This window comes from Phaeobacter sp. JH20_29, from assembly GCF_048056175.1.
Classification (GTDB): domain Bacteria; phylum Pseudomonadota; class Alphaproteobacteria; order Rhodobacterales; family Rhodobacteraceae; genus Phaeobacter; species Phaeobacter bryozoorum.
The window spans coordinates 281,863-294,562 of the sequence record NZ_JAYMWO010000018.1; the positions used below are offsets into that span (position 1 = coordinate 281,863).

At 60.5% G+C, this 12,700-nt stretch carries 11 protein-coding genes; 2 read left to right on the forward strand and 9 right to left on the reverse strand.

Going from position 1 to position 12,700, the window contains the following annotated elements; translation table 11 throughout:
• Window positions 1–61 precede the first annotated feature (61 nt).
• From VWZ85_RS16280 to VWZ85_RS16295, 4 genes are all read right to left on the reverse strand, one after another.
• On the reverse strand, window positions 62–1,375 hold the full coding sequence (locus tag VWZ85_RS16280) for a selenium-binding protein SBP56-related protein (RefSeq protein WP_416552534.1): 1,314 nt from the start codon (window positions 1,373–1,375) through the stop codon (window positions 62–64).
• Between the two features lie 22 nt (window positions 1,376–1,397).
• Window positions 1,398–2,210 (reverse strand): IclR family transcriptional regulator, encoded by an 813-nt coding sequence (locus tag VWZ85_RS16285; RefSeq protein ID WP_416543199.1) that lies wholly within the window; start codon window positions 2,208–2,210, stop codon window positions 1,398–1,400.
• A gap of 177 nt (window positions 2,211–2,387) precedes the next feature.
• On the reverse strand, window positions 2,388–3,353 hold the full coding sequence (locus tag VWZ85_RS16290; RefSeq protein ID WP_416589139.1) for an NAD(P)-dependent oxidoreductase: 966 nt from the start codon (window positions 3,351–3,353) through the stop codon (window positions 2,388–2,390).
• A 225-nt stretch (window positions 3,354–3,578) separates the two neighbouring features.
• The gene (locus tag VWZ85_RS16295; RefSeq protein WP_416589141.1) at window positions 3,579–4,616 is read right to left on the reverse strand and encodes a LacI family DNA-binding transcriptional regulator; all 1,038 of its coding nucleotides are present in this window, start codon (window positions 4,614–4,616) and stop codon (window positions 3,579–3,581) included.
• A 94-nt stretch (window positions 4,617–4,710) separates the two neighbouring features.
• Between VWZ85_RS16295 and VWZ85_RS16300 the strand changes: the two genes are divergently transcribed.
• On the forward strand, window positions 4,711–5,895 hold the full coding sequence (locus tag VWZ85_RS16300; protein ID WP_416589142.1) for a phytanoyl-CoA dioxygenase family protein: 1,185 nt from the start codon (window positions 4,711–4,713) through the stop codon (window positions 5,893–5,895).
• A gap of 12 nt (window positions 5,896–5,907) precedes the next feature.
• Here VWZ85_RS16300 and iolG read toward each other — a convergent pair whose 3' ends face one another.
• The 5 genes from iolG to iolD are packed head-to-tail and all read right to left on the reverse strand — an operon-like array spanning window position 5,908 to window position 11,459.
• Complete coding sequence (gene iolG, locus VWZ85_RS16305; protein ID WP_416543202.1) at window positions 5,908–6,894, reverse strand: inositol 2-dehydrogenase; 987 nt, start codon at window positions 6,892–6,894, stop codon at window positions 5,908–5,910.
• Window positions 6,888–7,727 (reverse strand): class II fructose-bisphosphate aldolase, encoded by an 840-nt coding sequence (locus tag VWZ85_RS16310; RefSeq protein ID WP_416543203.1) that lies wholly within the window; start codon window positions 7,725–7,727, stop codon window positions 6,888–6,890. The genes iolG and VWZ85_RS16310 overlap by 7 nt, the downstream gene beginning before the upstream one ends.
• A complete protein-coding gene (locus VWZ85_RS16315) occupies window positions 7,724–8,581 on the reverse strand; it encodes a 5-deoxy-glucuronate isomerase (RefSeq protein WP_340544748.1) in 858 nt (285 codons plus the stop codon). Before VWZ85_RS16315 ends, VWZ85_RS16310 begins: the two co-directional genes overlap by 4 nt.
• Window positions 8,582–8,592: 11 nt before the next feature.
• The gene (gene iolC / locus VWZ85_RS16320; protein ID WP_416589144.1) at window positions 8,593–9,585 is read right to left on the reverse strand and encodes a 5-dehydro-2-deoxygluconokinase; all 993 of its coding nucleotides are present in this window, start codon (window positions 9,583–9,585) and stop codon (window positions 8,593–8,595) included.
• Window positions 9,585–11,459, reverse strand: coding sequence for a 3D-(3,5/4)-trihydroxycyclohexane-1,2-dione acylhydrolase (decyclizing) (iolD, locus tag VWZ85_RS16325; protein WP_416589145.1), 1,875 nt, complete (start codon window positions 11,457–11,459; stop codon window positions 9,585–9,587). The genes iolC and iolD overlap by 1 nt, the downstream gene beginning before the upstream one ends.
• A 119-nt stretch (window positions 11,460–11,578) precedes the next feature.
• Here iolD and VWZ85_RS16330 point away from each other — a divergent pair, with 119 nt between their 5' ends.
• Window positions 11,579–12,682, forward strand: a complete 1,104-nt coding sequence (locus tag VWZ85_RS16330) for a Gfo/Idh/MocA family protein (RefSeq protein ID WP_416589146.1) — start codon at window positions 11,579–11,581, stop codon at window positions 12,680–12,682.
• The last annotated feature ends 18 nt before the right edge of the window (window positions 12,683–12,700 follow it).

Here is a 12,700-nt window from a genome sequence, read left to right on the forward strand (position 1 = left end):
GGCAAGTTTAGGTCCGCAAGGGGAGACCGGAGCGGCAGCTGGCCGCCCCGGGAACTGGCAGTCAGGCTGAGTAAAGCGCCGAGCTGCCAAAGCGCATGATGTGAGCGCGGCCCAATCCAGCGGCATAGAAGTCGATATTGAAATCTTCGACCAGATCTGTGCCGTCCCATGTATAGGCGCGCAGATACTGCACATCATCCTCGCCCTTCTTGTCCCAGTTGGCGAGCAGCGACGACGAGAAATAGACCCGTTTGCCATCCCAGCTCTGGCTGACCATATTGACCTGCCGGTCGATGGTCTTCTCGTAGATTTGCGACGGGTTATGCGGGTCCGAGATGTCAAATAGGCGGGTTTTGCCATCCATGAAGGAATTGACCCAGAGCGTCTGATCATCCGCAGCGATGGAGATATCGACGGGCAGGGGGATGTCCTCCGGGTTGCCGATATCCGCGACCGATTTGGCCAGCCATTCGCCATCATCGTCTTCGTAGATCAGCCACAGCTGCGAGGTGAGCGCGGTGGTGGAGAAGGCATAATTGGCATTCGGACCCCAGGGAAAGCGCACTTCCAACGGTGCGCCGGGCACATTGAACACCTTGCGTGGCTGGCGGGTGTGCAGATCCCACAGCACCATCGTGTTTCCAAAGCGTTTCATCGCTTCGGGATCCTGCAACATCTGGCCAAAATCCATCATGTAGTTGGACCAGCCCGTGAAGGAGGAGGTGAGCATGACATTCTTGCGGATCAGCGCGCGGATATCGTAGCCGTAGCCATCGGCAACCGCGCCATCCACCGCAACGGCACCCTGCATGTCATTTGCGGTGGGCATCCAGTAGGTGGCGACGTAATCTCCATCATCGTTATATTCGACCAGCGCGGTGCGACCGCCGTGATCGTCCTGATTGCTGAGCCCGGTGATCATCATGCTGCCGGGCAGGGCAAAAAACGTGTGGGGACCAACCACACCGCCGGAATCGGTGACGAAGGTTTCAATCACCTTGTGCAGCTTGGGGGCCGCCGGGTCGCTGTGAATGTCAAAGATGAAGATGCGATTGGTATCAAGCCCGCCGGTCCAGAAATACCGACGATCTGCGGAGAAGCCGCCATGATGGGCCTCGTTTCGGCCCCCTACAGAGAGGCTGTGGATGACCTCTCCGCGCGTGGATGAGCCAGGGCGGAGGTCGACGGTTACCATCTTGTCCTGCTCGTCGCCCATCCCCTCGACACCGAGGGTCCAGACGTACACAAATTCTTCTTGGCCCGTAATCTTGGGCATATAGGGGGATTGGCAGGTCTCGTCTGCAAAGGCGCGAAACGGGCCGGCCATGGCCAGTGCAGCAGCAGCGGTCAGCCCGCCGAATTCTCTTCTGTTCATGTTCTTTCTCCCTTCAATGAATTCAGTGTTGTTGGTTCGACCTTTCCTTTGCTGCAGCCAGTGACATGGCATTTGTGGTTTCCGCCTCAACGACCGAGCAATGCTGAATGGCCGCAGCGGCGTGAAAGGCTTCTTTCGACAAAATTGGCAGAATGCGGGGGTGAATGGCCGGAGTGATGCGGGCAGATGGCCCGACCACGCCCATGGAAAAAACCGCGCCGAGACGATCAATAATGATTGGTACGGCGATGCTGGTGACACCGACGTCGATCTCGCCGTCGCAGGTTGCATAGCCGTGGCGGCGCACCTGCTGCAATTCGCGGGTGATCTGCTCGGGGTCGGTGCGGGTCTTGTCGGTAAAGCGCGTGGGTTGCGTTTCAATCAGATCACACTGGAGCTCCGGTGCCAGAAAGGCGGCAATTACCTTGGCCGAGGAGCAGGCATGAACCGGACGCGCGCCCAACCCGGGGTAGATATGGGGAACAGAAGGATCTGTCGGGACCTGCGTATGGATGAGGTCAACGCGCCCAGCTCGGTAGCGCGCCAGAAATGCGGTTTCTCCCAGGTCTTTGACCACCCGTAGCAGCACGGCGGAGACCGCGTTGATCACATGAGTGTCCGATTTTCCGGTCAGCGCAATCTTGATGAACCGCATGCCCAGTACGTAACGGTTGCCGGTGTCGATCTCTTCCAGGAACCCGCAGGCCAGCAGGGTGGCAATATGGCGATAGAGGCTGGCCCGAGGGGTCGCCGTCATTCTGGCCAGCTCGCTTGCGCTCACTGGCGTCGCGGACGACGCTACCGCTTCCAGAAGGAGGATCTGACGGTCCTGCATGTGAATCCCATAATACGGACAATAGTACCGTAATTCGGGAAAAATGAGTCTGGCAAGACTCTATAGGATGTGTCGGCGGAACTATGCGCAACTAGCCCGCGAGCCAACGCACCGGGCACAGGTGCCTAAAGGGGGGCGCCGCCAGACGCCCCCACTACCATTTTCCGTATCGGAGGTTTAGCTGCCGCTAGCTGCGTTGCGGCCCGTGGGGATCACCTCGTAGCCCGGTTCCTCCGGCTCGTCGTCGACCATCTCAGCCGGAAATCCGGGCGCTCTGATGTCTAGCCCTGTTGCCTCTTCCAGCCGCCGGATGATGTTTGGCGACAATTCGCGGCTGCCGAAACGGGCTTCGCCGTCCTTGAAGATCTTGATCATCAACGGGTTGATTTCGAGGGGGACGTTATGCCGATCCGCCACTGCCTGAAACAGGCCGATATCCTTTGAAACCAGATCCATGGTGAAGGAAATATCGCGGGATCCATTCAGGATCACTTGGCTTTCCGTTTCATGCACGAATGAGGTGCCGGAGGAGATCTTGATCGCCTCATAGGCGGTGTTGAGATCCATGCCTGCAGCCTTTGCCGTGACCAGCGCCTCGCAGCAGGTCAGCAGGTTGGCGGTGGCCAGATAATTGGTGATGACTTTCAGCACCGACGCCGAGCCGATCGGCCCAGTGTGCAGAATGCGCCGCCCCATGGTTTTCAGCAGGGGGACGATCCGTTCGAAGGTTTCGCGGTCAGATCCGGCGAAGATCGAGATGTTTCCGGTATCGGCCCGGTGGCATCCGCCCGACACCGGGCAGTCTACGGCTGTGCCGCCCGCCTGCGCCACCAGCTCGCCGAGGCGTTTGACCTCTGCCTCATCGGTGGTGGACATCTCCATCCAGATCTTGCCGGGGCCAATCTCCGGCAGCATCTGCTGCATAACCTGATCCGAGGCCGCAGGCGACGGCAGGCAGGTGATCACCGCGTCACAGCTGCGCATCAATTCGGCGGGGTTCTTCGCTGCCGTCGCTCCCGCCTCGGCCGCCTTTGCGACCAGCGTGTCGTTCAGGTCATAGACGCTGAGGTCGATACCGTTGCGCAGCAGGCTTCCGCTCAGTTTGCCGCCGACGTTGCCAAGGCCAATAAATCCTACTTTCATGCCGCTCTCCCTGCTGGCTATTGTCGAAAGCATTCCAAGAATGAGCGCAAAGAGAAACAAGAATTGCATCTTCGAGGCTGAAAAATCGGCCTTTGGCGAGACGGCCTTTCAGCGCCAGGACTGGCGCTTGCAATCAAAAGGGCATTTGCGTCGCAGGCTATGTTGAAAGCGCCAGCGCAGAAATATTCCTGTGTTCCGGAAGAAGCCGATAAAGGCACGCTTTGGTCAGCTTTCGCTGGCGTCGAAGGGCGTAACCATGGAGATCCGGCTCTGAGTCGCGGGGGGAGGTGCCTTCAGGATGTGGTTGGCATGGAGCAGGCTGAGAAAGGCATTGCGCATATCGCTGGCGATGTCGTGTTGCAGGACCACGGTGATCTTGCCCTGACGCATCAGGGTTCGATTTTCCGCATCCAGATCATGGGCGATATAGGCGCGGGGCTCGTGGCCAAAGGCGCACAGCTGTTCGATGATGGCACGATTGGCGCCGCCCATTGAATAGACCGCCACTATCCGGCCGGGATCCGGTTCGGCCAGCCGTTGACGCAGCAGCTCCGTGGTTTCCAGCGCAAGGCCTGCACCGGCACTGAGGGTGACCAGTCTCAGATCCGGGCGGCGTTCCTGCAAGACGCGCAAGAAGCCGCGCCGCCGTTGTTCCTCACCGTGGAATGCCATCTGGCTAAGGGTGGTCAGGATGGTTGCGCCCGGGCCAGGGATGCCGGGAAGGCATTTGTCGATCATGTAGGCGGCAGACTGGCCCGCCGCATAATTGTTAGGCCCGCAGTAGAGCCTGCGGGGGCTGTTTGGCAGGTCGGTAAAGACACAGACAACAGGAATGCCTTTGCTGTCCAGTTCGGCCACCGTTGCAATAATCTGAGGCAGATCCCGTGCCTTCAGCACAACCCCATGGCTGCCGCGCCGGGCGATCTGCCCGAGGATTTCAACGCAGTCATCGGCGGACATAATCTGTCGGAAACTGTAGCGGGTATGGATCACCGCCGGACCGATGGTTGGAAGGACGGCCTCGGTCGCGAGACGGATTTCCCGGCTGAACCGTTCGGGAGCCTCGACAACAACGTCGAAATAGAGGCGTCGCCCACGGGCTGAGAGCTGCTGTTCCTGGCCCTCCAGCTCGGCGATGGCCGCCGCGACCCTGGCGCGACTGCGGGCGCTGACATTGGCGCGCCCGTTCAGGACGCGGTCCACGGTTGCCGTGCTCAGCCCGGACTGCCGAGCGATATCCTTAATCGGGAAGCGATGGCTCATTGATGTATTTTTGATGGATCATGCGGCTGACCACAAGTGATTACACCGGCAGTCTGATGGCAGGAGATTTGAAACCGCGCAAAGGAGAACAGGGATGGCGGACAGAGCAGCAAGGAGAGGAGATACCTACTTCGACCCTGCCGGATGTGACTTGAGTGATTTTCGGAAGCTGGTTGAACAGGATTTGACGGCGGATCAGGTGCCGCTCGCGGGTGCCATCGTGAAGAATATCCCGATCTACGACATGGCGGCCCTCAGCGGGATGCTCGGCAACAGTGATGACCGGCGGCGGCTGATGGCGGAATGGGCGCAAGGTTTGCGCGAAGGGGCCGGCGTATTGGTGCTGAAACAGGCCTATCAGGACACGTCCGCTATCGACAGCGCGAGCGCGATATATGAACAGATCATCGCGCAGGAGAAGCTGGCCAATGGTGGCGGTGCGGATCACTTCGCGGCAGCAGGCTCGAATGACCGGATCTGGAACTCTCTTCAGAAACTCTGCGAGGCCGCGCCGGAGGTCTTCGCGCGTTACTTTGGTAATGTGGCGTTGGCCGCAGTTTGCGAGGCTTGGCTGGGGCCGAACTACCAGATGACGGCGCAGATCAATCTGGTTCGGCCGGGCGGTGAGGCCCAGCAGGCGCATCGCGACTATCATCTGGGCTTTCAAACGGCGGAAACATCCTCGCAGTATCCAGCCCATGTGCATGATCTGTCGCCGGTTCTGACCTTGCAGGGGGCGGTCGCCCATGGGGACATGCCTGTTGAAAGTGGCCCAACCAAGCTGCTGCCGTTCTCGCAGAGATACCGGGAGGGCTATGTGGCCTGGCGGCGGCCGGATTTCCGCGCCTATTTCGAGGAGCGCTATGTCCAGCTGCCACTGGCCAAGGGCGATGCGGTGTTTTTCAACCCGGCTTTGTTTCATGCCGCAGGCGCCAACCGGTCGCAGGATGTCCAGCGCATGGCGAATTTGTTGCAGGTCTCGTCTGCCTTTGGTCGCGCGATGGAAACCGTGGATCGGTTCGGCATGTCCGAGCGGCTTTATCCGGCGCTGGTGCAATTGGAGGCTGAGGGCGCGATGCCAGAGGCGGAGCGCGCCGCGGCAATCGCAGCCTGCGCCGAGGGCTATTCCTTTTCGACCAATCTGGATAGAGATCCGCCGACGGGAGGTCTGGCCCCGCAGACGCAGGCGGATTTGCTGCATCAGGCGCTGGCTGAGGGCTGGCCGCCCGAGCGTTTCAACGAAGCGCTGGCGGCGCAAGACGCGCGCCGCCGGGCATGATAATCTGACCTACTACAGTTTGACCGGTGTCCCCGTCTCAAGCGATTTGGCGGCGGCATCGGCCAACATCTGAGCGCGAAGCCCGTCGTCGATACTGGGCGACGGGGTGGTGCCTGCCTGAACAGCCTCGACGAAGCGGGCCATTTCGTTGCGATAGGCAGCCTCGTAGCGCTCAAGGAAGAAATGCTGCGCGGGCGCTGTCTGGAAGCCATTGGCCCCGGCAACCTCGACCGTGTTTTCCAGCATGTTGGCAGCGCGCAGCATCCCTTTGGAGCCATGTACCTCAACCCGCTGATCGTAGCCATAGGTGGCCCGGCGCGAGTTCGAGATCTGGCAGATCTTTCCGCTGGCCGTGGTCAGGGTGACGGCGGCAGTGTCCACGTCACCTGCCGCGCCAATAGCCGGGTCGACCAGGGCCGAGCCGACGGCGAAGACCTGAATTGGCTCTTCGCCCAGCAGAAAACGCGCCATGTCGAAATCATGGATCATCATATCCCGGAACAACCCGCCTGAGGTCTTGATGTAGCTGACCGGGGGCGGAGAGGGATCGCGCGACAGGATCGAGACGATCTCCACATCACCAATCTCGCCCGCGCGCAGACGCTGCTGCAGATTGGCAAAGTTGGGGTCAAACCGTCGGTTGAACGCGGTCAGGAACGCAACCCCTGCCTCCGCCACCACCTTCTGGCAATCACGGATGCGGTCGGCGGACATATCGACCGGTTTTTCGCAGAAAATTGCCTTACCCGCCGCTGCGGCCTGATGGATCAGATCGTAATGGGTATCGGTGGGTGTGCCAATCACCACCGCGTCTACGTCCGCGCTGGTGATCAGCGCCGAGGCCTCGCGCACATCCGCACCGATCTTGCTGGCCAGCCCGCTGGCGGCTTCCGGCACGGCATCGGCGACGGCTGTCACACGCACGCCGTCCAATTGTCCCACAGAACGGGCGTGGACCTGACCGATGCGCCCGCAGCCCAGAAGGCCGATATTCAACATTGTGTTTCTCCCTTGAAGGCGCGAAGAACGCCGCGCGCCGCGGCAACGACCGGATCGTGGGTTTCCGACAGGATGCTGACCCTGTCAAAGCGGTCCGGGTCCCGGTTGACCGCATCGCGCATGGCGGCGCCGAAAGCCATGCGCAATTCGGTGCCTATATTGAATTTGCAGATACGCGACTCGCGGGCCAGCATTCTGCGCTGTGCGACCGGTACGCCGGAGCCGCCATGGATGACCAGCGGCACCTCGGTGAGGCCCTCGATGGCGCGGATCCGGTCAATATCCAGCCCGCCGTCCTTGTCCTGTTGCAGATGCACATTGCCGACAGAGATTGCCATCGCGTCCACGCCGGTTTCCAGTGCAAAGCGGCGGGCCTCTTCAGGATCAGTTCCTGCCGACCCTTCGCCGCCCGAGTAGCCGACAAATCCGATTTCACCCTCGCATGAGACACCTGCGGCATGGGCCATTTCGGCGATGGCAGCGGTTTCGGCGATATTGTCCTCAAGAGGTTTGCGAGAGCCGTCGAACATCACGGAGGTAAAGCCGCTGTCGATGGCAATACGGCAATCCTCTGGGGTGTAGCCATGATCGAGATGTGCAACCACCGGAACCGATGCGGCCTCGGCCAGATGGTGGAACATCTTGCCCAGGATTGGCAGCGGCGTATGGGCGCGACAGGATGGCCCCGCCTGCAAGATCACAGGCACGCCTTCGGCCTCTGCCGCTGCCACATAGGCGCGCATGTCTTCCCAGCCCAGCGTCACCAGCCCGGCGACGGCATAGCCATCGCGCAGGGCCGGTTGCAGGACCTCAGCCAGAGTTGCAACGGTCATTTGAACTTGGCCACCATATCCTTGATGCCGGGGATCGTTTCGACCTGATAGGCATGAGTTGGCTGGAAATACTGGATCAGGCTGCGCTGGCTCAGACCGCCAAGGATGGTGAAATAATACATCTCATATCCCGGCATCACGGCGCAGGGGTGATAGCCCCTGTCGATCATGATGGTAGAGCCGTCCATCAGTTGGTAAGCATCCCCCGGCTTGCCTTCTTCGCGTTGCAGGATCTGGACGCCGGAACCATGGTTGGGGCGGAAGCGGAAGTTATAGGTCTCGTCATGACGCGTTTCGATGATATTGCCATCGGCGTCCTTGCGATCGGTGTCGTGCTTGTGCGCCGGAAAGCCGGACCAGCCGCCTTGACCCACAGTGAACAACTCCGAAACCAGCAGGCGTCCGACCTTGTCATGCTGCTTCTGTCCGAGAATATGTTTGATCTTCCGGTGAGTCTTGGTGTCATCAGATCCGTATTGCACGAGGTCGATGCCGTCCGCGCGGACGTCGAACGGCTCCAGAACCTTGTCGTATTTTGCACCGGCAACGAAGGTCTCCGTTGCGTCGGTGGTGCAGGTGATCGTGACCTTTGCGCCGACCGGGATATAGACGCCTTCTGGTTCGCCATCCCAGACGTCCGCGGTTCTGTTGCCGATCCCGGCATAGCTCAGACCTTCCACTTCGATATCCACGGTACCGGTGGCGGGAACGATGCAGGTCTCATATCCGGGGACCTGATATTCGAATGTCTGGCCCTTGGTCAGCTTGACGATGTTGAAATAGTTGAGCGGCACCAGATCGTTGTCGGCATCGACGATGGCTTTGTTCTGGTTGTCATGGGGGGCGATATGCATGGGGGGTCCTTTCAGATTTCGGTGGCGCCGGGGTGCGTTGCGAGGAACGCCTCCAGCGCAGCAAGATCGGGCATCGCCGGGGCGCAGCCGGGTTTGGCTACAACAACGGAGGCACAGGCGGAGCCGCGTAGAATGGCCTCTTTCGTATGGCGTCCTTCGGAAAGCGCGGCGAGGAAGCCGGCCATGAAGCTGTCGCCCGCGCCGGTTGGTTTCAGCGCATCAACAGGGTAGATGCCGGTGCGGATTTCCTGCCCGTCGGCAAAGGTGATGGCGCCCTCTGGACCCATCTTGTAAACCACGACGGAGGCGGTGGTTTGCGCAAGGCTGCGCGCCTTGGCGAGACCCATGTCAACGCCATCGGCCATGAACCCGAATTCTTCGTCGTTGCCGACGATGATGTCGGACAACTCACCAGCACGCGACAGAACATCAGCGGCCACCTCGGCCGAGGGCCAGCTGTAGGGCCGGTAATCGACGTCAAAAATGATTGGTAAGCCCGCAGCGCGCGCCAGTTCAAAGGCGCGGAAGGTCGCGCTGCGCGATGGTTCGGCAGCAAAGACTGTGCCTGCGGTGATCAGCGCGCTGTATTGGCTGTAATCCACCGCCTCGACATCAGCGATGGTCATCTGAAAGTCGGCAGCGTTGTTGCGGTAGATAACGCTCTGGTGGTCTTCCACACGGCTTTCGTAGATCGCAAGCGATGTCCGATATTCGCCGGTGATGCGTTTCACGTGAGTCCGGTCGATCCCGTAGTGATCCAGCTGGTTCAGGCAATACCAACCCACGGCATCATCTGAGACGCTGGTGACCAGCGCGGCACGGCATCCCATTTTGACCAGTCCAGCGGCGATATTTGCGCTGCTGCCGCCCATCGCCACCATCATGTCTTCGGCATCTTTTGTTGCGGTGCCTGCCGGGGTTGGACAAAGATCCATGCCCACCCGCCCGATGACTAGGAAGTTGCGCCCTGACAGATCGCCGTGGGCTTTGGGTGGAGTATTCATCAGACCCCCCGCCGTTGTTTGCTGCGGCTGGATTCCCATTCGACATGGGCCTCCTGCACGTCGGGATTGTTGGTGATATGCGGCGTGCCGACTTCCCACCAGGCGTGACCTTCCGTCGTCCAACCCTCGTAGGCATCGACGTTCATCACGATGACGGTGGTTCGGTCGTTGCCCTGAGCACGCTTGAAGGCCTCTGCCAGCTCGCCCGGATTGGCGACCGTTTCCGCAATCGCGCCCATAGCGGCTGCATGGGCGGCGAAGTCCACGCCAAAGGCCTCAGGGATGGTCGGGCAATCGGCGAGAAGGTTGTTGAAACTGGTGTTGCCCGTATTGTTCTGCAGCTTGTTGATGACGGCGAAACCGCCATTGTCGAGCACGAGGATGATCAGTTTCTTTCGGCTCAGTACGCTGGAGTAGATATCAGAGTTCAGCATCATATATGAGCCATCGCCGACAAAGACGATGGTGTCACGCTCCGGCTCACGCTCGGTTTGGGCGATGCGAGCTCCCCAGGCACCGGAGATTTCATAGCCCATGCAGGAAAATCCGAACTCGACATCGACCGTGCCAGGTTCCAGCGTGCGCCAGTTGGCGGTGACCTCGGCGGGTAGGCCGCCCGCCGCTGCCACGACGCGGTCGCGCGGGTCGCAGAGCGCGTTCACCACGCCGATGGCCTGGGCATAGGAATTGGGCCGGTTGTCGCCATAGGATATATTGTCAGCCACATAGGCGACCCAGCTGCGTCGTTCCTCCTGTGCGCGGGCCACCCAGTCCTGCGGGGCGCTGTAGCCTTGGCAGGCGGAGCCGAGGTCGAGCAGCGCGCGCTGGGCGTCACCGACAACCGGCAATGCACGGTGCTTGCCTGCATCATGGCGTGCCGCATTGATCGAGATGAACTGGGCATCCTGCGCAAATGCGGTCCAGGAACCGGTGGTGAAGTCCTGCAACCTTGTGCCCACTGCGAGGATCACATCCGCCTCTGCCGCGATGGCATTGGCGCTGTCCGACCCGGTCACGCCAATCGGGCCGATGTTCAGCGGATGGGTGTCGCGCAGGTTGGCGCGGCCTGCGATGGTTTCTACGACGGGGATCTGATGGGCCTCGGCAAAGGCGGTCAGCTCAGCCACCGCGCGGCTGTATTGCACGCCACCGCCTGCGATGATCATCGGGCGTTTGGCACCGCGCAGCGCTGCTGCGGCTTCGGCAATCTCGGCGGTGTCCGGTGTGACACGGCGAATGCGATGGGTCTTCTTTTCAAAGAAAACCTCCGGGTAATCATAGGTCCAGCCCTGGACGTCCTGTGGCAGGCCGAGGAAGGCCGGGCCACAGTCGCCGGGATCCAGCATCGTGGCAATCGCGGCGGGCAGGGACTGGATGATCTGCGCCGGATGGGTGATGCGGTCCCAGTAGCGCGACACGGGCTTGAACGCATCATTCACGCCAAAGGTCGGATCGTCGAAGTTCTCCATCTGCTGCAACACCGGATCGGGCAGGCGGGTCAGGAAGGTATCACCGCAGAGCATCAACATCGGCAGCCGGTTGGCGTGCGCCAGCGCTGCCGAGGTCACCAGATTCGATGTGCCGGGACCGGCACTTGCCGTGCAGAACATGAAGCGTTGGCGCAGCCATTGTTTGGCGTATCCCGCGGCCGCAAATCCCATGCTCTGTTCATTCTGACCGCGATAGAGCGGTAGCGCCTCGCGCGCTTCATAAAGGGCTTCTCCGAGGCAGGTTACGTTGCCATGGCCGAAGATCCCGAAGCCGCCGCCGCAGAGGTGCATTTCCTCCCCGTCGATCACAATGAACTGATTGGAGAGCCATCGGATGATGGCCTGGGCGGTGGTCAATCTTATCGTTTTCGGCGGCGTCGTCATAGGCAGGGATCCCTGGGATGGTCGGTGGTCGGGTCGATTTGATCTTGCGAGATATCGAATCCCAAGATACAAGTTTTGCAACCGGTTGCAAATCGAATTTCATGGATTGGGAGGCCTGAATGACCGAAATCGGTATCGGAATTCTAGGCGGTGGGTACATGGGCAAGGCTCATGCCGTCGCGATGGCCGCAGTGGGGGCGGTGTTCGATACGTCTTTGCGCCCACGGCTGGAGATGGTCTGTGCCTCAACCCCCACCAGTGCAGAGCGATATCGGCGGGCCTATGGTTTCCGTCGTGCGACGGATGACTGGCAGGTATTGGTCAATGACCCAAAGGTTGAGGCGATTGTGATTGCGACCCCGCAGCAGACACATCGTGCGGTGGCAGAGGCGGCCTTTGCGCTGGGTAAACCGGTTTTCTGTGAAAAACCTCTCGGCGCTTCGCTGGCGGACAGCCGTGCGATGGTCGAGGCGGCCCGGGTTTCGGGCTGTCCCAACATGGTAGGCTTTAATTACATCCGTACACCGGCTAGCCAATTTGCCCGCCAGCTGATTGCAGATGGCGTGATCGGCGAGGTCACCTGGTTTCGTGGCGAACATACTGAGGATTTCTATGCCGACCCCCATACCCCGGCGAGCTGGCGAACCAACGGAGAGGCGAATGGCACGATGGGGGATCTTGCCCCGCATATGATCAATGCAGCGATAGCGCTGATCGGGCCGATAGCAGAGCTGATTGCTGAAGTTGAGACCGTCCATAGCGACCGCCCCGGTGGCCTTGTCACCAATGACGATCAGGGCCAGATGATGTGCCGCTTTGCCAGTGGGGCAATGGGGCAGATGTTCTTCAGCCGGATCGCGACGGGCCGCAAGATGGGCTATGCCTACGAAATTACGGGAACAAAAGGTGCGATCAGGTTTGACCAGGAGGATCAGAACGCACTTTGGCTCTACCTCAGCGAGGGCGAGGACGCTACCCGTGGCTTCCGCAAGATCCTGACCGGTCCCGCGCATCCCGACTATCTGCCGTTCTGCCAGGGCCCTGGACATGGCACCGGCTATCAGGATCAGATCCTGATCGAGGCGCGTGACTTCCTGCGCGCGATTGAGACACAGACACCGATTTGGCCGACATTCGAGGATGGCATGGCCGTAAATCAGGTGGTTGCCGCTGCCATGGCGTCGTCCAAGGCCCGGTCGTGGCAAACCGTATCAAAGTTCTAAGCATCTAAGAAAGCACTG

Excerpts from the sequence above, each read along its gene's own strand:
- VWZ85_RS16280 (WP_416552534.1), bottom strand. The coding sequence starts at position 1,375 with ATGAACAGAAGAGAATTCGGCGGGCTGACCGCTGCTGCTGCACTGGCC.
- VWZ85_RS16295 (WP_416589141.1), bottom strand. The coding sequence starts at position 4,616 with ATGAGCCATCGCTTCCCGATTAAGGATATCGCTCGGCAGTCCGGGCTG.
- iolG (WP_416543202.1), bottom strand. The coding sequence starts at position 6,894 with ATGTTGAATATCGGCCTTCTGGGCTGCGGGCGCATCGGTCAGGTCCAC.
- VWZ85_RS16290 (WP_416589139.1), bottom strand. The coding sequence starts at position 3,353 with ATGAAAGTAGGATTTATTGGCCTTGGCAACGTCGGCGGCAAACTGAGC.
- VWZ85_RS16330 (WP_416589146.1), top strand. The coding sequence starts at position 11,579 with ATGACCGAAATCGGTATCGGAATTCTAGGCGGTGGGTACATGGGCAAG.
- VWZ85_RS16300 (WP_416589142.1), top strand. The coding sequence starts at position 4,711 with ATGGCGGACAGAGCAGCAAGGAGAGGAGATACCTACTTCGACCCTGCC.
- VWZ85_RS16310 (WP_416543203.1), bottom strand. The coding sequence starts at position 7,727 with ATGACCGTTGCAACTCTGGCTGAGGTCCTGCAACCGGCCCTGCGCGAT.
- iolC (WP_416589144.1), bottom strand. The coding sequence starts at position 9,585 with ATGAATACTCCACCCAAAGCCCACGGCGATCTGTCAGGGCGCAACTTC.
- VWZ85_RS16285 (WP_416543199.1), bottom strand. The coding sequence starts at position 2,210 with ATGCAGGACCGTCAGATCCTCCTTCTGGAAGCGGTAGCGTCGTCCGCG.
- VWZ85_RS16315 (WP_340544748.1), bottom strand. The coding sequence starts at position 8,581 with ATGCATATCGCCCCCCATGACAACCAGAACAAAGCCATCGTCGATGCC.
- iolD (WP_416589145.1), bottom strand. The coding sequence starts at position 11,459 with ATGACGACGCCGCCGAAAACGATAAGATTGACCACCGCCCAGGCCATC.